At 75.1% G+C, this 20038-nt stretch carries 14 protein-coding genes; 5 read left to right on the top strand and 9 right to left on the bottom strand.

What is annotated here, in order from left to right:
* Window positions 1-32 precede the first annotated feature (32 nt).
* On the bottom strand, window positions 33-956 hold the full coding sequence (locus tag ACIQGZ_RS08715) for an SDR family oxidoreductase (protein ID WP_402600230.1): 924 nt from the start codon (window positions 954-956) through the stop codon (window positions 33-35).
* Between the two features lie 185 nt (window positions 957-1141).
* Here ACIQGZ_RS08715 and ACIQGZ_RS08710 point away from each other — a divergent pair, with 185 nt between their 5' ends.
* The 3 genes from ACIQGZ_RS08710 (at window position 1142) to ACIQGZ_RS08700 (ending at window position 3422) form a co-directional block, all read left to right on the top strand.
* The gene (locus tag ACIQGZ_RS08710; protein ID WP_402600228.1) at window positions 1142-1351 is read left to right on the top strand and encodes a hypothetical protein; all 210 of its coding nucleotides are present in this window, start codon (window positions 1142-1144) and stop codon (window positions 1349-1351) included.
* Between the two features lie 169 nt (window positions 1352-1520).
* Entirely contained in the window at window positions 1521-2510 is a 990-nt protein-coding gene (locus ACIQGZ_RS08705; RefSeq protein ID WP_402600226.1) for an ABC transporter substrate-binding protein, read from the top strand.
* A gap of 99 nt (window positions 2511-2609) precedes the next feature.
* Entirely contained in the window at window positions 2610-3422 is an 813-nt protein-coding gene (locus tag ACIQGZ_RS08700; protein ID WP_402600224.1) for an inositol monophosphatase family protein, read from the top strand.
* Window positions 3423-3655: 233 nt separating this feature from the next.
* On the opposite strand, the gene ACIQGZ_RS08695 is transcribed toward ACIQGZ_RS08700, so the two are convergent.
* The 8 genes from ACIQGZ_RS08695 to ACIQGZ_RS08660 all read right to left on the bottom strand — a co-directional run bounded on the left by ACIQGZ_RS08695 (window position 3656) and on the right by ACIQGZ_RS08660 (window position 15370).
* Complete coding sequence (locus ACIQGZ_RS08695; RefSeq protein WP_402600222.1) at window positions 3656-5029, bottom strand: glutamine synthetase family protein; 1374 nt, start codon at window positions 5027-5029, stop codon at window positions 3656-3658.
* Between the two features lie 3 nt (window positions 5030-5032).
* Window positions 5033-6901 carry an IucA/IucC family protein gene (locus ACIQGZ_RS08690; RefSeq protein WP_402600220.1) on the bottom strand — a complete coding sequence of 623 codons (1869 nt, stop codon included), beginning with the start codon at window positions 6899-6901 and terminating at the stop codon, window positions 5033-5035.
* A 32-nt stretch (window positions 6902-6933) separates the two neighbouring features.
* A complete protein-coding gene (locus ACIQGZ_RS08685) occupies window positions 6934-8346 on the bottom strand; it encodes a lysine N(6)-hydroxylase/L-ornithine N(5)-oxygenase family protein (protein WP_402600218.1) in 1413 nt (470 codons plus the stop codon).
* Window positions 8343-10277, bottom strand: a complete 1935-nt coding sequence (locus tag ACIQGZ_RS08680) for an IucA/IucC family protein (protein WP_402600216.1) — start codon at window positions 10275-10277, stop codon at window positions 8343-8345. Before ACIQGZ_RS08680 ends, ACIQGZ_RS08685 begins: the two co-directional genes overlap by 4 nt.
* Entirely contained in the window at window positions 10274-11782 is a 1509-nt protein-coding gene (locus ACIQGZ_RS08675) for a pyridoxal phosphate-dependent decarboxylase family protein (RefSeq protein WP_402600214.1), read from the bottom strand. Before ACIQGZ_RS08675 ends, ACIQGZ_RS08680 begins: the two co-directional genes overlap by 4 nt.
* Window positions 11779-13203, bottom strand: coding sequence for a diaminobutyrate--2-oxoglutarate transaminase family protein (locus ACIQGZ_RS08670; RefSeq protein WP_402600212.1), 1425 nt, complete (start codon window positions 13201-13203; stop codon window positions 11779-11781). The genes ACIQGZ_RS08675 and ACIQGZ_RS08670 overlap by 4 nt, the downstream gene beginning before the upstream one ends.
* Window positions 13204-13607: 404 nt before the next feature.
* Window positions 13608-14891, bottom strand: coding sequence for an alanine racemase (locus tag ACIQGZ_RS08665; protein WP_402600210.1), 1284 nt, complete (start codon window positions 14889-14891; stop codon window positions 13608-13610).
* Window positions 14892-15040: 149 nt separating this feature from the next.
* The gene (locus ACIQGZ_RS08660; protein WP_402600208.1) at window positions 15041-15370 is read right to left on the bottom strand and encodes an antibiotic biosynthesis monooxygenase family protein; all 330 of its coding nucleotides are present in this window, start codon (window positions 15368-15370) and stop codon (window positions 15041-15043) included.
* A 170-nt stretch (window positions 15371-15540) separates the two neighbouring features.
* On the opposite strand from ACIQGZ_RS08660, the gene ACIQGZ_RS08655 reads away from it, so the two are divergent.
* Together ACIQGZ_RS08655 and ACIQGZ_RS08650 are read left to right on the top strand one after the other, a co-directional pair.
* On the top strand, window positions 15541-16881 hold the full coding sequence (locus ACIQGZ_RS08655; RefSeq protein ID WP_402600206.1) for a methyltransferase domain-containing protein: 1341 nt from the start codon (window positions 15541-15543) through the stop codon (window positions 16879-16881).
* A 299-nt stretch (window positions 16882-17180) separates the two neighbouring features.
* Window positions 17181-19964 carry a cellulose binding domain-containing protein gene (locus ACIQGZ_RS08650; protein WP_402600728.1) on the top strand — a complete coding sequence of 928 codons (2784 nt, stop codon included), beginning with the start codon at window positions 17181-17183 and terminating at the stop codon, window positions 19962-19964.
* Window positions 19965-20038 lie beyond the last annotated feature (74 nt).

Genomic DNA, 20038 nt, shown 5'->3' with positions numbered 1-20038 from the left:
CGTCGGCGGGGGCCCCTGGGCGCTTTTCGGGCTCAGTCGCGGACGCGGCGCGCCCGGCTGTCGGCCGCGCCGCCGGCGCCGACCGGGCCGAGGCGGGTGGCGGCGGTGGCCTTGAGACGCGGTTCCAACCGGCCGATCTCCCGGGGACCGAACCGGCCGATGACGGACGGCAGGCCGCCCCGGACGGCCTGCATGCCGCGCAGCCACCACTGGGCGTAGACATGCGGGGAGCGGCGCGCGATCCCGGCCACGAGCCGGTCCACGGCGGGCTCCAGCGGGTACGTCCGGCCGACGGGCCAGGGCAGCCGGGTGCGCAGCTCGCGCAGCACCTCGTCCTCGTCGGCGCCCCGGACCATGTCGGTGTCGGTCCAGCTGAGGTAGCCGACGCCGACCCTGACGCCCTGGTGGGCGGTCTCGGCGCGCAGGCAGTGGGCGAACGCCTCGACGCCGGACTTGCCGGCGCAGTACGCGGTCATCAGCGGGGCGGGGGTGATGGCCGCCAGCGAGGCGATCTGGAGCAGATAGCCGCGTGGCGCGGTCAGCGCGGGCAGGAAGGCCCGAGCGGTGGCGACGCTGCCGAGCAGATTGACTTCGACGACCCGACTGAAGGCGGCGTGGTCGGAGTCGAGCAGCGGGCCGCCGATGGCGATGCCGGCGTTGGCGGCCACGGTGTCGATGCGGCCGTAGCGGTCCTGGATGGCGCGGGTGGCCTCGGTGAGCGCGGCCAGGTCGGTGACGTCGGCCTCCCAGTGGCCGGCCCCGGGGCCGCAGGCGGCGGCTGCCTCGGCCAGTTCGGCCGGTTCCAGGCCGACCAGGGCGACCAGGGCGACCAGGGCGCCGCGCTCGGCCAGCTTGCGGGCCAGCAGCGCGCCGACGCCTCGGGCGGCGCCGGTGACGACGGCGACCTGGGCGGAGGTGGCGGCGGCGCTCCCCGGGCAGGCCGACGAGGCCGACACCCGCGCCTCGATCGAGCTGGGCTAGGTGACGGCCGACCAGGACGGCGTCACCCATGTCAGCCGGCGGCTGCTGGACGCCACCGCCGCCCTGGTCCAGGAGGGCATCCCGCCGGCGCCCGTCCTCGATGTCGCCCGGCGCACCCAGGAGTGCGCGGAGGCGGTGGCCGACGTCTTCCGTCCAGCTGGTGAGCGGTCGGCTGCTCGGCGGCCTGGAGGCCGGGCTCAGCCCCGACCAGGCGCACCGGCTGACCGAGACGGTGCTCCGGGTCCGCCCGCTGGGCCGCGCGGTGGCGGACGCCCGGTTCACCCTGGCCATGGACCGCCGGGTGCGCGAGGAGTACGAGAAGGTGCTGCGCCCCCGTCTGGCCCCGGACGACCGCCCCGAGGAGAGCTGACGGCCCGTCCGCCCGGCTGTCCCCCGGCGGCGGAGGCGGCTTGATTCGCCGTCGGAGCGTGGATTAGGTTTACCTAAGCTCAGGTGGTCCGGCGACGACGGCGCCTGCGCGGGCCACAGCACACCGTTCGCCGGCCCGCCGGTCGGCCGTACCCGGGGAGCACACCCTCATGTCCCGCACCGTCCTTCGTCCGGCCGCCGCCGGTGCGCTCGCCCTGGTCACCGCCTTCGCCGCCGCCGCATGCGGCTCCGACGGCGGCACCCCGTCCACGGACGGCACCGGGACGGCCGCCGCGAGCGCCGGCGCCGGCGCCGGTACGCACCCGGTGAAGCACTTCCGAGGCGAGACCCAGGTGCCGGACCACCCCTCGCGGGTCGTGGTGCTGGACACCGACGCACTGGACTCGGCGGTCACCTTGGGCATCACCCCGGTCGGCGCCACCACCGTGGCGGCGGGCGCGCCCTTCTCCACGTACCTCCCGAAGGACGAGCTGGCCGGGATCAAGGCGGTCGGCACCATCGGCGAACCCAATCTGGAGGCCGTCGCCGCGCTCAAGCCCGACCTGATCCTGAGCAGCCAGGTCCGCGACGAGAAGCGCTACGACGAGCTGTCGAAGATCGCCCCCACCGTCTTCACCGAGACCACCGGCCCGGTCTGGAAGCAGAACTTCGAGCTGCACGCGGAGGCGCTCGGCAAGCAGGCCGAGGCCAAGCAGGTGGAGGCGGCCTACCAGAACCACGTCAAGGAGCTGGTCGACCAGCTGGGCGGCGCGGCGAAGGTCAAGGCGACCAAGTTCGAGATGGCCCGCTTCGTGGAGGGCGCGCCCACCCGGCTCTACCTCAATGACACCTTCATCGGGTCGATCTTCAAGGACCTGGGCGTGGGCCGGCCGGCCAACCAGGACAAGGACGGCTTCAACATCGACATCAGCCCGGAGCAGGTCGACCAGGCCGCCGCGGACGTCATCTTCTACTCCACCTACGGCGACGCGGTGAAGAGCAACGAGAAGAAGATCACCGACGGTGCGCTCTGGAAGGACCTCGCGGCGGTGAAGTCCAAGCACGCCTTCAAGGTGGACGACAACCTCTGGATGCTGGGCATCGGCTACACCGGCGCCGGACAGATCCTCGACCAGATCCAGCAGGACCTGGCCGGCTGAGCCGCCGGTCCCTCCTCGGTACCCGGGTGTGCGAGGCGCCTGGTACGACGCCTCGATCACCGGCGTGGGAGAGTGAGGGGGAAGCGAGAGGAGCGGCGCGTGCTGGTCGACAAGGTGGCGGAGATCCTCGCCGAGACGGCGGCGGAGGTGATCGAGCCGCGCTTCCGGGCCCTGGCCGACGGCGATGTGTCGGAGAAGGCGCCGGGCGAGCTGGTCACCGTGGCCGACCGGGAGGCGGAGCTGATCATCGCCGAGCGGCTGCGCGGGCTGCTCCCGGTCCCGGTGGTGGGCGAGGAGGCGGTCTCCGCCGACCCCTCGCTGGTCAAGGCGGTCTGCTCCGAACCGGCCGTCTGGCTGGTCGACCCGCTCGACGGCACCGGGAACTTCGTCGCCGGCCGACCCGAGTACGCGGTGATGGCGGCGCTGATCAAGGACGGCGAGACCGTCGCCGCGTGGATCTGGCAGCCGACCACCCGCCTCGGGTACACCGCCGAGCTGGGCGGCGGCGCCTGGCGCAACGGCGAACGGCTGCGGCGCGCCCCGGCCGGGGGCGGGCCGGCGGCGCTGCGGGGGGTGGTGCTCAGCCGCTTCATGCCGCCCGACCTGCGGACGGCGGTGGACGCGCGTACGGGAGGCATCGGCACGCTGGCCCCCGGCAGTCGGTGCTCCGGTGTGGAGTACCCCCGGGTGGCGGAGGGTGACCAGGACTTCACCCTCTTCTGGCGCACCCTGCCCTGGGACCACGCCCCCGGCTCACTGCTGGTCACCGAGGCGGGCGGCGTCTCCGCCCGGCTGGACGGCGACCCGTACCGGGTCGGGCGGGACGTGGAAGGGCTGCTGGTGGCGGCGGACGAGGAGTCCTGGCAGCAGGTGCGCCGCGAGTTGGGCCTCCGCCCGGTGGACCTCGCCTGAGGGTGCGGACGCTCGCCTCTCGGGGGTGGCTGGTCGCGCAGTTCCCCGCGCCCCAGACGGGGTGACCGTCGGCCGCGCGGTGGGGCCGGACGCCGTGCGCGACCCCGCGCGGGCCTCAGGGGCGCGAGGAACTGCGCGAACGACCCCCGCCTGCCCGGCGCACGTCCGCATCCCCAGGCCACGCACCTCCCAGGGGCGCGAGGAACCGCGCGAACAACCACCCACCCGGCGGGTCAGAGCCGTTCGAAGCCGCGGACCCGTTCCCAGTCGGTGACGGCCGACTCGAAGGCGGAGAGCTCGGTACGGGCCGCCTGGGCGTAGTGGGAGACCACGTCGTCGCCGAACAGCTTGCGGGCCAGGCCGCCGTTCTCCCAGCGGTGCAGCGCCTCGGTGAGGGTGGTGGGCAGCCGGGGCACGGCGGGGTCGGCCAGCGCGTTGCCCCGGTGCGGTTCGGGCAGCGGCAGGCGGTGCTCGATGCCGTACAGCCCCGCCGCGACCGCCGCCGCCACCGCGAGGTAGGGGTTGGCGTCGCCGCCCGGCACCCGGTGCTCGATCCGCAGCGACTCCCCCGCGCCGACCACCCGGATCGGGCAGGTGCGGTTGTCCCGCCCCCAGGCGATCCCGGTGGGCGCGAAGGCGCCCGGCCGCAGCCGCTTGTAGGAGTTGACGTTGGGCGCCATCAGCAGGGTGAGTTCGGCCAGGCAGTGCAGCTGTCCGGCGACGAAGTGCCGCATCAGCTCCGACATGCCGTCCGCCGCGCCGGGGTCCGCGAGCACGGCGGCGCCGTCGGCGCGGCCGCGCAGCGAGAGGTGGATGTGGCAGGAGTTGCCCTCCCCCGCGTCGTACTTGGGCATGAAGGTGAGCGCCCGGCCCTCCTCGGCGGCGATCTGCTTGGCGCCGTTCTTGAAGACGGCGTGGTTGTCGCAGGTGGTGAGGGCCTCGGCATAGCGGAAGACGATCTCGTACTGGCCGGGGTGGCACTCGGCGCGGGCGGTCTCCAGGGTGAGCCCGGCGCCGGGCATCTCGCGGCGCAGCCTGCGGACCAGCGGTTCCAGTTCGGTGAGGCCCTGGAGGGCGTAGTCGACGTTGTGGCGGGTCGCCGGGCGCAGCCCCCGGTAGTCGTGCTCCCAGGCGTGCCGGTAGTCCTCCAGGAAGACCAGGAACTCCAGTTCGGTGCCGGCAAAGGCCGTCAGGCCGTGTTCGGCCAGGGCGGCGAGCTGGTGGCGCAGGATCTGGCGGGGGGCGACCGCGACGGGTTCGCCGCCGGGCCAGACGGCGTCGGCCAGGACGAAGGCGGAGCCGGGCTGCCAGGGCAGGGTGCGCAGGGTGGTGAGGTCGGGCCGGAGGACGAAGTCCCCGAAGCCCCGGTCCCAGGCGTCCACGGCGTAGCCGGGGCCGGTGGCCATCTCGACGTCGGTGGAGAAGAGGTAGAGGCAGGCGCCGAAGCCCTGTTCGGCGGCCTGGTCGAGGAAGTACGGCACCGCGAGGCGGCTGCCCTGGAGCCGGCCCTGGAGGTCGGGTACGGCGACCACGACATCGTCCAGTCGGCCGGCGGCGTGTTCGGCGCGGAGCTGTTCGAGGGTGAGGTGGGGTCCGGTGGCGGTCATGGGTCAGGCCACCTCGTGCCGGGGGGCGGGGAGGGCGGTGGCCAGCGGGTTCGCCACCGTGCCGTGGACGACGTCGAAGCCCTCGTCGCGTTCGGCGCGGTCGTGGAAGCCGCCGCCGAGCAGCTGTTCGCGGTTGAGCGCCACCCGGTCGAAGGCCGGGGCGAGCAGCCCGAAGTCGGCGAAGCGGTCGGCCAGTTCGGGGAAGCGGGCGTGGTAGCGCTCGATCTCGGCGCGGACCAGCCGCCAGAACTCGGGCTCGGGGACGCCCAGGTGCTCGGCCACCAGCGGTGCGAAGAAGCGGAAGTGCCCGGCGAAGACGGCGGACAGCAGCGAGTGGGCCAGCTCTTGGGCGGGCCAGCGCAGCAGTACGGCGTCGGCGCGGTCGGTGAGGGCGGCGTACTCGGGGCGGCGGCCGGGCAGCAGGTTGACGTCCTCCGCGAAGTCCTTGACCGCGATGCCGACCGGGATGTCAGTGGCGTCGTGCAGGATGACGGTGTTCTCGCCGTGCGGGCAGAAGGCGAGGCCGTAGCGGTAGAGGTGGTGCAGCAGTCCGGGGAGGAGGGCGGCCAGGAAGCGGGTGAGCCAGCTGCGGGGGGCGAGGCCGGAGCGGGCGACGAGTTCGGTGACCAGGGCGCGGCCGTCGGTGCCGATCTGGAGGTAGCAGGCCAGGGTCCGGGCCCGCTCGCCGGGGCGGACGTGGGTGGTGACGGGCTCGCGCCAGACGGCGCCGAGCAGTTCGTGGTAGCGGTACGGCGCGTCGTGGACGGCCTCGTAGAGGGGGTGGCGGACGGAGACGGCGGCGACCTCGCCGAGCGGGTGGAAGCGCAGTTCGTCGCGGAGGTACGGGTCGGCCGCGCGCAGGCCGTACAGGAAGGCGGTGATGTCGGGGGCGGCCTGGGTCGGCCGGGTGGACAGCCCGCGCCAGACCAGGGTGTTGCGGATCAGCAGTGGGACCTTGACGTTGCGTCGGCCGGGGTGGTCGAGGTTGGCCAGGGTGCGGATGGACTGGAGCGGCCGGTAGCGGTCCGGGCCCTCGCCCAGCAGGGCGATCCGGCCGTCGGCCAGATAGGGGGCGAAGAGCGGGGCGACGGCCTCGTCCCAGTGGAAGGGGTGGACCGGCAGCCAGCTGAAGTGGGCGGGGTCGTGGCCGGTGGCCGCGCAGTGGTCGGCCAGTGCGGCGGCGAAGCGGGTGCGGGTCTCGGCGGCCAGCTCCTCGCGGAGCAGGGTGTCGGCGTCGAGCCCGGGTATGCCGGCGTAGTCGGCCAGGTCGCGGTGGACGGCGGCCCAGAGCAGCCGTACCGTGCCCGCCGACTCGGGGGCGTAGGCGGCGGTGTCGGCCGCCGAGAAGCCCAGCCTGCCCTTGTTGAGCAGCATGCAGGGGTGGCCCTCCTGGTATCCCTCCAGGTCGAGGTGGTCCAGGTCCGCCAGGTCGGCGGCGGGCAGGGCGCGGGTGAGCAGCGCGGCGTCGGCGCGGCGGGTGGCGGTGAGTTCGCGCAGCACCTCGGCCGTGGTGGGGCCGTCGAGGCCGAGGGCGTCCCGGGCGTCGAGCAGCAGCAGCTCGGGGCCGGCCTCGGTGCCGTGCTCGGGGGCCGGGGTGCGGCGGATGGACCCGGCGTCCGGCTGCCAGCTGCCGAAGGTGCCGCGCCGGGCGGTGAAGGTCCAGGTGGCGCCGGAGCGCAGGCTGAGCCGGTAGCGGGCCGGGGCGCCGGGTTCCGGTTCGGCGTCCGGTTCGGCGTCGGGTTCGGCGTCCGGTTCGGGGGTGAGCAGTTCCTCGTACGCGAACTCCGCGATGGCCTTGGCCAGCAGGCGCTGTCCGGCGCGGTCCCAGGCGTCGGCGGGGGTGACGGTGGCGGATATGGGGGTGGTGTGCATGGCGGGCGGCGGTCCCTTCGGGGCGAGGCCGGTCAGCGGGCCTGGGCGGCGGTGGGGGCGGGGGCGGTCCCGGTGCCGGTGGCCCCGTCCGCCGGGGCGCCGAAGACGGTCCAGGCGGCGCGGGCGGGCAGCGGCAGCACGGTGCGTCCGGTGGCGGCGTTGAGGATGGTGGCGGCGCGCCAGGCGCCCAGGGTGAGGTCGGGCGCGCCGACGCCGTGCGTGTGCATCTCGGCGTTCTGCACGTACAGGGTGCCGGTGACGCGCGGGTCCAGCGCCACCCGGTAGTCGCCGTCCACCCGGTAGCGGCCCTGGGCGTCCCAGTCGACCAGGTCGCTGACCGGCGCCAGGAAGTCCGGCCGGGCCGCGGCGTAGCCGGTGGCGAGCACGATCCGGTCGGTGCGCAGGGTGAATTCGGTGTCCTGCTGGACGTGGCGGCAGGTCAGCAGGTAGCCGTCGCCGTCCCGCCGGGCGGCGGTGATGGCGGTGCCGGGGTGCAGCGCCGCGCGGGGTGCGCCGCCGCCGATGGTCCGCTCGTACAGCTCGTCGTGGATCTCCCCCAGCGTCTCGCTGCTGACGCCCTTGTAGAGCTGCCACTGCTCCCGGACCAGGCGGTCGCGGACCGGCTCGGGCAGCTGCCGGAAGTAGCGGATGTAGTCGGGGGTGAAGTGCTCCAGGCCGATCTTGGAGTACTCCATCGGCGCGAAGGCGGTGGAGCGGGCCAGCCAGCGCACATACGGGCCGCCCTGCCCGTCGCCGTCCTGGCGGCGCAGCAGGTCGAGCAGCACCTCGGCGCCGGACTGGCCGGCGCCGACCACCGTGACGTCGCCGGCCTCGGCCAGGGTGTCGCGGTGGGTGCGGTAGTCGGCGCTGTGCAGCACCCGGCCGGGCTCCAGCAGCGCACGCAGCGGCTCGGGCACCACCGGCCGGGTGCCGACGCCCAGCACCACCTGGCGGGCCAGCACCCGGCGCGGTCCGGCCGCGCCGCCGTGGGTGACCGCGAAGGCTCCGGCGCTGGCGTCCCACTCCAGGGCGGTCACCGGGGCGTCGAAGCGGCAGCCGGGCAGCCGCTCGGCCACCCAGCGGCAGTAGTGGTCGTACTCGCGGCGCGGGATGTGGAACCGCTCGGAGAAGAAGAACGGGAACAGCCGGTCGTGGGCGCGCAGATAGTTGAGGTAGGACCAGCGGCTGGTGGGGTCGGCCATGGTGACCAGGTCCGCGAGGAAGGGCACCTGGAGGGTGGTGCCCTCCATCAGCAGGCCGGGGTGCCAGGAGAAGGCGGGCTTGGCGTCCAGGAAGAGGGTGCGCAGCCCGGGGACGCCGTCCGCGAGGGCGGCCAGCGACAGGTTGAACGGGCCGATGCCGACGCCCACGAGGTCGTACACCCCGTCGTCGGGCTCGGCGGCGGGGGCCGTGGCGTCGCTGGGGCTGGGCTGGGGCACGGTCACCGGGATACCTCCGCGAGCGGGTTGGGCAGGTCGAAGTAGACGGACTGGTTGTGGACGTCCCCGACGAGTTCGTCCCGGCCGTCCACGCAGGTGAGGTAGTTGGCCTTGCAGCGCAGCACCGGGGCGTCGAGCAGCAGCCCGAGCAGCCCTCGGGCGCCGGGTTCGGCGGCGTGCAGCGCGGTCAGGGTGCGGCGGCAGACGGCCAGTAGGTCGGCCTCGTCGGCGAGGCCCTGGGCGCCGAGGTCCCCGACCAGGCCGAGCAGGTTGTTGACGCCGAGGTAGTAGGCGACCCGCTCGTCCACGAAGGCGTCGTCGAAGACCAGGTGGACACCGTCCGCGAGGCCGGGCAGCAGCCGTTCGGCCTGCTCGGCGCGGGAGGCGGTCAGGTAGTAGCCCTGGCTGTCGCGGTACCAGCCGGCGGTGGGCAGGCCGTCGGGGCCCAGGGCGACCAGGGTGTTCTGCTGGTGGGGTTCCAGTGCGATGCCCCAGTGGGCTTGGAGGCGGATCAGCGGGACGGCCAGCACCTGGAGGTAGCGGGTGAGCCAGCGGGCGGCGGCCGCTGCGGTGCCGAGCCCGTGCCGGGCGGCGGCGCGGTGCACCGCGGCGGCCAGCAGGGAGCGGTGGCGCGGCGGGGTGCCGTCGCCGGGGCCGGTGCGTTCGGCGGTGAGTCCGGCCACGCAGAGCGCGTCGCCGGGGCCGCCGTGGAAGGGGTTGTCCCGCAGGGCGGTCTCCAGGCCGGTCTCGGCGTCGCCGTGGCCCGCCGAGGCCCAGGCGAAGTCGCGCAGTACGGCGAAGTCGGGGTGCTGGGCGCGCAGCCACTCCCCCGGCCCCAGGTCCAGCAGGCGGGCGGCCCGGACGCCGAGGTGCATCTCGCCGCGCAGGTTGTTGCGGCGGGAGTTGGTGATCCGCATGCCCAGCGACAGCTTCAGCATCGCCCCGGCGTCGGGGCGGTGCACGGTGCGCAGCGAGGACGTCGGGTACCAGGCGGGTCCGGCGGCGCCGAGCGGCCGCAGCAGGCCCGCCTCGATCAGCGCGGCGGCGGCCGGGCGGCCGGTCACCTCGCGGGCCTGCCAGGGGTGGGCGGGCAGCGGTACCTCGCCGGGCCGCAGGTCGAGGCCGGGCGGGGCGAGGGCGTGCAGCAGGTCCGCGATGGGGCGTCCGGCGGCGTCCTCGCCCACCAGTGCGGTGGGGTGGGCGGCGAACCAGTGCAGCGGGAAGGCGCCGCGCAGTTCGGGCGACCAGGCGGCGAGTTCGGCGTCGGATGCCTCCTCGCGGCTCTTGGGCGCGGGGTGGAAGGGGTGGCCGAGCAGCAGGGCCTGTTCGGCGTCCAGGAAGGGAGTCGGGCCGCTCTCGGCGCCTTCCGCCCGGCGGTGGGTGAGGTGGACGGCGGTGCGGCGGGCGGAGCCGAGCACCCGGGCGACGGCGTCCGACCCCAGGTGGGCGGGGAGTCCCTGGCCGAGTACGGTCTCGCGGACGGCGGCGGCGGCCACCAGCGCGGTGTCCGCCGGGCCGCCGCCTGCGACGGTCGGCTCCCCGAACCGGTGGCGGCCGGTCGCGGAGCGGTAGCGGACGGGCACCCGCAGCGTGATCCCGGCGGCGGGCAGGGCCAGCCCCAGTACCTCGCCCGCCTTGGGCACGGCCGCTCCGGTCTCCCGTACGTAGGCCCGGAGCAGCGTCTCCACCGCCGCCGCCTCCCCGGCCCGGCCGGGGTCCGGCCCGTCCAGCGGGAGCGGGTCGTCCAGCGGGAACGGGTCGTCCGGCGGGAACGGGTCGTCCGGCGAGTCGTTCACCGGGAGCGGGGCGGACGCGAAGGCGGCGGAGCCGGGTTCGACGGCCCGTACGGGGGCCTCGCCGCCCGGCGATCCCGAACCGGGGACGGCGGGCCCGGGGGCGGGTCGCGGCGCCGTGGGGTCGGCGGGGGCCGGGGTCATGGGGTGGCCTCCTCGGCCTGGCCGGCGGCGGCGACGGTGTGCAGCAGCCGCTCGACGTCGGCGGGGGTGGTGTGCGGGTTGAGCAGGGTGAGTTTGAGCCGTACCCGCCCCGGGCCGGTGCCCGGCAGCTCGGTGCGGCCGACGACGGCCCGCCCCTCCCGCAGCAGCCGCCGCCGCAGCGCGGCGTTGACGGCGTCCCGGGCGGCGGGGGTGCGCAGCTCGGGCCGCTGCGGCAGGTAGTGGAAGACAGCGGTGGTGAGGACCGGTTCGGTGTGCGCTTCCAGCAGCGGGTGGGCGGCGATGGTGGCGGTGGCGTGCCGGGCGAGGTCATGGCAGGCGTCGACCAGGCGGCCGAGTCCGGCGCGGCCCAGGGTCCGCAGCGTCACCGCGATCTTGAACGCGTCGGCGCGGCGGGTGGTGCGCAGCGAGAGCCCCAGCAGGCTGGGGTAGCCGGCCTCCTCGTCGTCGGCCGGGTTGAGGTAGGCGGCGCGGCGGGCCAGCGGCGCGTAGTGCTCGGCGCGCCGGGTGAGGAAGATCCCGGCGGCGGCGGGCTGCCAGCCCAGCTTGTGCCAGTCCAGGGAGAGCGAGTCGGCGCGGGCTATGCCGTCCAGCAGCGGGGCGAGCCGGTCGGAGAGCAGCGCGCCACCGCCGTACGCGGCGTCCACGTGCAGCCAGGCGCCGTGTTCGGCGGCCAGGTCGGCGGCGCGGTGCAGCGGGTCGATGGCGCCGGTGTCGGTGGTCCCGGCGGTGGCGACGACCGCGACCGGGGTCTCGCCGCGCGCGGCGCAGTCGCGCAGGGCGGCGGCCAGCGCGGTGGCGTCCATCCGCAGGTCGCGGTCGACGGGCACCGCGACCACGGCCCGTTCTCCGAGACCGAGCAGGGCCGCCGCGCGCTGTACGGAGAAGTGGGCGGCGGCGGAGGCGAAGATCCGGGGCGTGGCGCCGGTCGGCAGTCCGTACAGCTCGGTGGGGCGCCCGCCGGTCCGGCCGAGCGCGTGGTCGCGGGCGAGCAGCAGGCCCATCAGGTTGGACTCGGTGCCGCCGGAGGTGAGCACTCCGGCGGCCGCGTCCGGGTCGTAGCCGGCCAGTGCCGCCAGGTCGCGCAGCAGCAGCGTCTCCAGGGCGGTGGCGGCGGGGGCCTGGTCCCAGGAGTCCTGGGAGGGGTTGAGCGCGCTGACCGCCAGGTCGGCGGCGACCGCGAGGGCCAGCGGCGGGCAGTGCAGATGGGCGGCGCAGGACGGGTCGGCGGGGTCGGCGCTGCCCTGGGCGAGCAGCGCGGTGAGCCGGTGCAGCGCGTCGTCGTCCGGTTCCGGCCCGCCGTCGCTCTCCAGCGTCCCGAGTGTCTCCGCGACCAGGGCGGTGAGCTGTCCGGGGGTGCCGGCCGGCAGTGGGCCGCCGCGCCGGGCGGCGCCCTCGGCGAGCGCGTCCAGCACGGTCTTCAGCAGCGGCCGCAGCGCCCGGGGGCCGGCGCCGCCGCCGGCCAGTGCGGGTGGGCGGCCGGTCACGCGCCTCCCTCCGGGCGGGTGTCGCGGGCGGTGGCGGTGAGGGCGTCGCAGAGCCGGTCCAGGACGGCTTCGACCTGCTCGTCGCTGATGGTGAGCGGCGGCAGCAGCCGCAGTACGGCGTCGTGGCGGCCGCCGAGTTCGACGATCAGGCCGCGCTCCAGGCAGCCGGCCCGTACCCGGGCGGCCAGGTCGGGGGCGGGCGGCAGCGCACCGCAGGCGTCCGGTGCGCCGGTCGGATCGACCAGCTCCACACCGATCATCAGACCGCGCCCCCGGACGTCCCCGACCACCGGCAGCACGGACCGCAGCGCCTCCAGCCGGGCGGTGATCCGCGCGCCGAGCACGGCGGCGCGGTCGGCCAGGCCCTCGGCGGCGACGAACCGCAGGGTGGCGGTGCCGGCCGCCATGGCCAGGGTGTTGCCCCGGAAGGTGCCGGTGTGGGCGCCGGGCAGCCAGCCGTCGTAGTCGTCGCGGTAGACGACCGCCGCCAGCGGCAGGCTGCCGCCGATGGCCTTGGAGACCACGATCGCGTCCGGCACGATGCCGCTGTGCTCCACGGCCCACATGGCGCCGGTGCGTCCGACGCCGGTCTGCACCTCGTCCACGATCAGCGGGATGCCGCGCTCGGCGGTGATCCTGCGCATCTCGCGCAGCCAGCCGTCGGGGGCCGGTACGACGCCGCCCTCGCCCTGGACGGCCTCCAGGATCATCGCGGCGGGCGGCACCACACCGCCGGACGGGTCGTCGAGCAGCCGCTCGGTGTAGACGGCGGAGAGTTCGGCGCCGCGCTCGCCGCCGACGCCGAACGGGCAGCGGTAGCCGTACGGGTAGGGCAGCCGGGTGACCTCGCCGGCGGGCGGCAGCGGCTGCTTGACGGCGACGCTGCCGGTGGCGGCCAGCGCCCCGGCGGTCATCCCGTGGTACGCGCCGGTGAAGGCGAGCACGCCGCGCCGGCCGGTGGCGGTCTGCATCAGTTTGAGCGCGGCCTCGACGGCGTCGGTGCCGGCCGGGCCGCAGAAGTGGATGCGGGCGCGGTCGGCGAAGCCGGCCGGCAGGGTGCCGAAGAGGGCGGTGGTGAAGTCGTCCTTCTCGGCGGTGGCCAGGTCCAGGATGTGCAGCGGGGCGCCGCTGTCCAGGGTGCGGCGGATGGCGTCCAGCACGACGGGGTGGTTGTGGCCGAGGACGAGGGTGCCGGCGCCGGAGAGGCAGTCCAGGTAGCGGCGGCCGTCGGCGCCCTCCACGGTCATGCCGTGGGCGCGGACCGGGACGATGGGGAAGGACCGGGCGTAGGTGCGGGCCGAGGACTCGCGGGCGCGCTGCCGCTGGAGGATGGCGTCCTGGTCCCCGGCGGGGGGCGGCGTGGTGGCCGGGCTCGCGGCCGGGGTGGCCTGGTCGAGGGTGCTGCAGCCGGCGAGGGTCATCAAAGGGCTCCGGGGGTGTCCGGGCGGGCAGGGCTGTAGGGGTGTCACGGCGGAGAGCTCACCTTTACTTAGGCAAGCCTTACCTTAGTAACGGCGTGCCCAACCTAGCGGCGGCCGTCCAGTGGGTCCAGTCGCACCGACCGGCAGCACCGGCGTTTCCGTCAACCGACGGAGTCGTCAGCCGCCCCCGATACCAGGGCATCTGACGCACCGGCCGCCTTCCGCAGGCGGGCACACCTGTCCAACGCGTCCGCCGGGCGCGGGGGCACGGGCACGCCGCGCCCGGCGACGGCCAGGGCACCGGACATGGCCAGATACCGACCCAACCACTACCGACCCGCCAGAAACCGACCCGCCAGAAACCGGCCTGCCGGCGACCGACCCGCCAGAACCCGACCTATCGGCTACCGACCCGGCCCCTGCGCCCGTGCCGGGAGCACCAGCCGGTCCGCGACCGGGTGGCCGAGGAAGCTGTGCATGGCGAACTCCCAGCCGTACGAGCCGGCGACCGGGAAGACCACCAGGTCCCCCGCCCGCACCCGCTCCACCCGGACATCGCGCAGCAGGGTGTCCTCCGGCGTGCACAACTCCCCGACCACGGTCACCGGCACCTCCGCCGCCACCGGCCGGGGCAGCCCGGCGGGCCAGCCGTCCACCGGGAGCACGGCCGCGTTGTGCACCAGCTCCCAGGAGGTGGGCAGCTGGAAGTGGTGGATGCCGCCGCGCAGCACCGCGTACCAGGCCCCGTACGCGTACTTGACGTCGGTCACCGCCGCCGCGTACCACCCGCAGTCGGCCACCAGGTAGCGGCCGGGCTCCAGCACCACCCGTACGCCCGGCGGCGGGGTGATCCCGGCCGCGAGCCGGCCGAACAGGGCGGTGTCGAAGCCGCCGTGCCGCTGGCCGCCGGGCAGTTCGAAGTCGACGCCGATGCCGCCGCCGATGTCGACGTGCCGCAGCCGCACCCCGCAGGCGGCGGCCGTCCGGGCGCTCCACTCCAGGCACCAGCGCAGATAGGCGGCGTGGGCGGCGGCGTCCAGGTTGTTGGAGGCGGCGTGGATGTGGAAGCCGACCACGTCCAGCCCCGGCAGGTCGCGGGCCTGGGCCAGCACCCCGGGGACGTCCGGCTCGGGGACGCCGAACTGGGTGGGCGCGCCGCCCATGCCCAGCGAGCCCCGGATCGGCACCGACGCCGGGTTGACCCGCAGCGCCACCCGGGTGGTGCGGCCGCAGGCGGCGGCGATCCGGCTGAGGCGGTGCAGCTCCAGCAGGCTCTCCGCGTTGACCACCTCGGCGTCGGCCCGCACCAGCGCGGTGAGCAGCGCCTCGGTCTTCCCCGGGCCTGCCGCCACCACCCGGTGCGGGCGCCCGGCGGCGCGGGCGGCGTCGGCGGTCAGCTCCAGTTCGGCCACGGAGGCGACCTCGAAGCCGTCCACCTGCGGGGCCAGCGCCTCGACCACCGGGGCGAAGGAGTTGGCCTTGACCGCGTAGAACACCTCGGCCCAGCCGGGCAGCGCCTCGCGCAGCGCGCGGGCGCGGTCGGCGGCCACCGCCGGGTCGTACAGGTACGCGGAGACGGGCGTCCGCTCGGCGGCGAGGGCGAGCAGCCGCTCACGCACCCGCTCGGGCAGCACCTCGGCGGGGTAGGCGGCGCGCGGTGCGGCGGACGGTGGCAGGTCGACGGTCACATCGGTCCCTCTCGCTCGGCGTTGACGGACCGTCAACCCGCAGTGCACGCACCGCCGTCGGCGGCGCACCACCGGCGGACCGGGCCGCGCGATCCAACGCCCGACCCTACGTAGGGAAGCCTGGCCTTACAAGGCTGCTCGGCCCCCGGTCACCGCTCGAAGCGATAGGCGCGCTCCACCCGGCTGATGTGCACCACGAACTCGTCGTACCAGGTCTCCCGGCCCCGCCGCCGCGCCTCGGTGTGCTCGGCGTCGGCCCGCCAACTGGCGATGGACTCCTCGTCGGTCCAGTACGAGACGGTGATGCCGAAGCCGTCGGGACCGCGCACCGAGTCGACGCCCAGCAGCCCCGGCCGGCCCTCCGACAGGGCGGTCATCCGGACATCGGTCTCGGCGTAGCCCTCGGTCTCCGCGCCGAGCCGCGAGACGAAGGTGACGACGTAGTACGGCGGCTTGGGAGTACGGACGGGACGCGGCACGGACAAGGTCGCTCCTCGGGTCGGACCCACGTGCGGACAGCCGCATGCTCCCATGCCGCCCCACCACCTCCGCCACCGGTTTTGCCGCCCCGGACGCTCCACCGCGCCCGCCGTGTCCGACCCCTCTCGTACGATGCCGGGAGCGGGCGGACACGGCGGAGGGAGCCCCGATGGCGGTACTGGTGGTCGAGCACGGAGCCGGCGAGGGCCCGTACGCGGCGGGCGACGCCCTGCGGCGGGCCGGTCTCGAACTGCGGGCCTGCCGCGCCCACCTGGGCGAACCGGTGCCGGAGCAGCTGCCCGACGACGTGGAGGCGCTGGTGGTGATGGGCGGCCCGCAGGACGCCTGGCGCGACCAGGGCTTCGCCTCGCGGCGGGCCGAGCTGACGCTGATCCGCGCCGCCCTGGCCGCCGAACTGCCGTTGCTGGGCATCTGCCTGGGCGCCCAGTTGCTGGCCGTGGCGGCCGGCGGGGCGGCCCACCGGGGCGCGGCGGGCCCCGAGATCGGCTGGGAGCCGGTCCGGCTGACCGGGGCGGCGGCGGCCGACCCGGTGTTCGGCGGGCCGCTGTTCGCCGGGCCACTGATCACCGAGCCGCTGATCACCGGGCCGGGCGGTGAGCACCGGGTGCTCCAGTGGCACAGCGACACCATCCGGCTGCCGGACGGCGCGGTGCTGCTGGCCACCGGCGAGCGCTACCCGGTGCAGGCGTTCCGGGTCGGCGGCAGCGCCTGGGGCGTGCAGTTCCACCTGGAGGCGGTGCCGGAGACCGTCGCGGCGTTCGCGGCGGGCTCCCCCGAACAGGCGTGCGCCCACGGCGGGGACGCGCTGCTGGCCGCCGCGCCCGGGCGGCTGGCCACGCTGGCCCCCTGGCGGGACGGCGTGCTGGACCGGTTCGCGGCGCTGGTGGCGGCGCGCGCCGACCACAGCCGCACCCGGGCGTTCTTCACCTCCCGGGCCGCCGACTGGGAGGTGCGCTTCCCCGATGACGGCCCCCGCTACCGAGCAGCCGTCGCGGAGCTGGAGCTGACCCCCGGCCAGGCGGTGCTGGACGCGGGCTGCGGCACCGGGCGCGCCCTGCCCGCGCTGCGCGCGGCGGTCGGCGCCGAGGGCACCGTGCTGGGCGCCGACCTGACGCCCGCCATGCTGCGCACCGCCGCCGCGGCCGGCCGGTCCGGCGCCGCCGGGCTGCTGGTCGCGGACTGCGCACGGCTGCCGCTGCCCGACCGGGCGCTGGACGCCGTCTTCGGGGCCGGGCTGATCTCCCATCTGCCCGACCCGGCCGCCGGGCTGGCCGAGCTGGCCCGGGTGACCCGGGCGGGCGGCCGGCTGGCGCTGTTCCACCCGGTCGGCCGGGCCGCGCTCGCCGCCCGCCACGGCCGGGCGGTCACCCCGGACGACCTGCGCGCCGAGCCCAACCTCCGCCCGCTGCTGGACGCGGCCGGCTGGCGGCTCACCCGCTACACCGACCAGGACGACCGCTATCTCGCGCTGGCCGTGCGCCACCGGTGAGGCGCCCGGCGGCGCGGTGGCCGATGTCGGACAGTGCCCGACCACGCCGGTGGCACGGCGTGACGGGGGCAGTAGCCTGCCCTGAGCGACGGCTGCGACGGATCGCGCGCCGCTTCGGCATTCCTCATGCAACGGGGCCCGGACAGCCCGGTTCCCCCACCACGCGCCCGCGCGCCCCTCCGGGGTGCGGCGAGCCAGTGACGCTGCGGACGTATCGGCCGCGCACTCCCCCGGCTCCCCCCGGCGGGACTGCCTGGCTCCCGCAGTGCGGGCACCGATACAAGGAGTCCGCACCCATGTTGAAACGCGTCAGGACGGCGGCCGTCGCCATGACGGTCACCGCCGGGCTGGGCCTGGGCTGGCTCGCCGGCACCGGCGCCGACGCCGCCGCGGCGACCCCGGCCGGGTCGTACAGCTGGAAGAACGTCCGCATCGACGGGGGCGGCTTCGTCCCCGGCATCATCTTCAACCAGACCGAGAAGAACCTGGTCTACGCCCGGACCGACATCGGCGGCGCCTACCGCCAGGACCCCACCAGCAAGAAGTGGATTCCGCTGCTGGACTCGGTCGGCTGGGACGACTGGAGCTACTCCGGCGTCGCCAGCCTCGCCACCGACCCGGTGGACACCAGCCGGGTGTACGTCGCCGCCGGCAACTACACCACCAGCTGGGACCCGAACAACGGCGCCATCCTGCGCTCCACCGACAAGGGCGCCACCTGGAAGCGCACCGTGCTGCCGTTCAAGATCGGCGGCAATATGCCCGGTCGCGGTGAGGGCGAGCGGCTGGCGATCGACCCCAACAAGGACAGCGTGCTGTACTTCGGCGCGCCCAGCGGCAATGGGCTGTGGCGCTCCACCGACTACGGCGTGACCTGGGCGAAGGTCGCCTCCTTCCCCAACGTGGGCAACTACGTGGCCGACCCGTCGGACAGCAGCGGCTACCAGAGCGACAACCAGGGCGTGCTCTGGGTCTCGTTCGACAAGCGCACCGGCAGCGGCAGCAGCGCCACCCAGTCCATCTTCGTGGGCGTGGCCGACAAGCAGAACAGCATCTACCACTCCGCCGACGGCGGCGTGACCTGGTCCCGGGTGGCCGGGCAGCCCACCGGCTACCTGCCGCACAAGGGCGTCTTCGACCCGGTCGGCGGCTATCTGTACATCGCCACCAGCGACACCGGCGGCCCGTACGACGGCAGCGAGGGCGACGTCTGGAAGTACGCCACCGCGACCGGCACCTGGACCCGGATCAGCCCGATGCCGTCGGACGACTCCAACGGCGACGACTACTTCGGGTACAGCGGGCTGACCATCGACCGGCAGCACCCGAACACCCTGATGGTGACCGGCTACAGCTCCTGGTGGCCGGACACCCAGATCTTCCGCTCCACCGACGGCGGCGCCAGCTGGAAGAAGATCTGGGACTTCGGCAGCTACCCCAACCGGGTCGACCAGTACACGATGGACGTCTCCTCCTCCCCGTGGCTGACCTTCGGCGGCAACCCGTCACCGCCCGAGGAGACGCCCAAGCTGGGCTGGATGACGGAGTCGCTGGAGATCGACCCGTTCGACTCCAACCGGATGATGTACGGCACCGGCGCCACCATCTACGGCTCCTCGGACCTGACCAAGTGGGACTCCGGCAGCAAGATCACCATCAAGCCGATGGTGGAGGGCCTGGAGGAGACCGCGGTCAACGACCTGATCAGCCCGCCCAGCGGCGCCCCGCTGCTGAGCGCGCTCGGTGACATCGGCGGCTTCCGGCACACCGACCTGACCAAGGTCCCGGCCATGATGTACACCTCGCCCAACTTCTCCACCACCACCAGCCTGGACTTCGCCGAGGCCAACCCGCTCCAGGTGGTGCGCACCGGCAACCTCGGCGACGGCGACACCTCCAAGCGGATCGCGTTCTCCAACGACAACGGCGCCAACTGGTACCAGGGCAGCAGCGAGCCGGCCGGCACCACCGGCGGCGGCACGGTCGCGGTGGCGGCCGACGGCAGCCGGGTGCTGTGGAGCCCGGACGGCGCCGCCGTCTCCACCTCCTCCTTCGGCGGCAGCTCCTGGACCGCCTCCAGCGGCGTGCCCAAGGGCGCCCGGGTGGCGGCGGACCGGGTGAACGCCAAGAAGTTCTACGCCTTCGCGGCCGGGAAGTTCTACACCAGCACCGACGGCGGCGCGAGCTTCACCGCCAGCGCGGCGACCGGCCTGCCCGCCGACACCGTGCGGTTCAAGGCGGTGCCCGGCACCGAGGGCGACGTCTGGCTGGCCGGCGGCGCCACCGGCAAGACGTACGGCCTGTGGCACTCCACCGACTCCGGCGCGCACTTCACCAAGGTGTCCGGCGTGGACGAGGCGGACAGCATCGGCTTCGGCAAGGCCGCGCCGGGCCGCAGCTACCCGGCGCTCTACACCAGCGCCAAGATCGGCGGCGTACGCGGCATCTACCGCTCCGACGACGCGGGCACCAGCTGGGTGCGGATCAACGACGACCAGCACCAGTGGGGCTGGACCGGCGCCGCGATCACCGGCGACCCCCGGGTCTACGGCCGGGTGTACGTCTCCACCAACGGGCGCGGCGTCATCTACGGCGACACCTCGGACACCCCGACCGCGCCGCCGACCACCCCGCCGACCACTCCGCCGACCACGCCTCCCACGAAGCCGCCGACCACCCCGCCGACGACTCCGCCCACCACTCCGCCGACGACTCCCCCGACGACCCCGCCGACCACGCCGCCCACCACCCCGCCGGCGGCCGGTGGCTGCGAGGTCACCTATGCGATCACCAACCAGTGGAGCGGCGGCTTCCAGGCCGATGTGACGGTGAAGAACACCGGCACCACCGCGATCAACGGCTGGAGCGTGAAGTGGAACTTCGCCAACGGCCAGCAGATCACCTCGCTGTGGAACGGCACCCTCGCCCAGAGCGGCGCCGCCGTGACGGTGACGGACGCCGACTGGAACAAGTCGCTGCCGGCCGGGGGCACCGCCTCCTTCGGCTTCACCGGCAACGCGGGCAGCACCAACGCCAAGCCCAGCGCCATCACCCTCAACGGCACCTCGTGCACCGTGAAGTGACGCTGTGGCGTGACACCTTGAAGTGACACCGTGAAGTGACACCGCGCTGAACCGGTGGGGCGGGGCCGACGTGC

This window comes from Streptomyces sp. NPDC092296, from assembly GCF_044755465.1.
GTDB lineage: Bacteria > Actinomycetota > Actinomycetes > Streptomycetales > Streptomycetaceae > Peterkaempfera.
Note: the sequence above shows the minus strand (reverse complement) of the source record. Positions and strands in the feature narration are given on the sequence as shown.

Coding starts and splice junctions, on each gene's coding strand:
- ACIQGZ_RS08655 (WP_402600206.1), top strand. CDS start 15,541: ATGGCGGTACTGGTGGTCGAGCACGGAGCCGGCGAGGGCCCGTACGCG.
- ACIQGZ_RS08690 (WP_402600220.1), bottom strand. CDS start 6,901: ATGCACACCACCCCCATATCCGCCACCGTCACCCCCGCCGACGCCTGG.
- ACIQGZ_RS08680 (WP_402600216.1), bottom strand. CDS start 10,277: ATGACCCCGGCCCCCGCCGACCCCACGGCGCCGCGACCCGCCCCCGGG.
- ACIQGZ_RS08670 (WP_402600212.1), bottom strand. CDS start 13,203: ATGACCCTCGCCGGCTGCAGCACCCTCGACCAGGCCACCCCGGCCGCG.
- ACIQGZ_RS08705 (WP_402600226.1), top strand. CDS start 1,521: ATGTCCCGCACCGTCCTTCGTCCGGCCGCCGCCGGTGCGCTCGCCCTG.
- ACIQGZ_RS08695 (WP_402600222.1), bottom strand. CDS start 5,029: ATGACCGCCACCGGACCCCACCTCACCCTCGAACAGCTCCGCGCCGAA.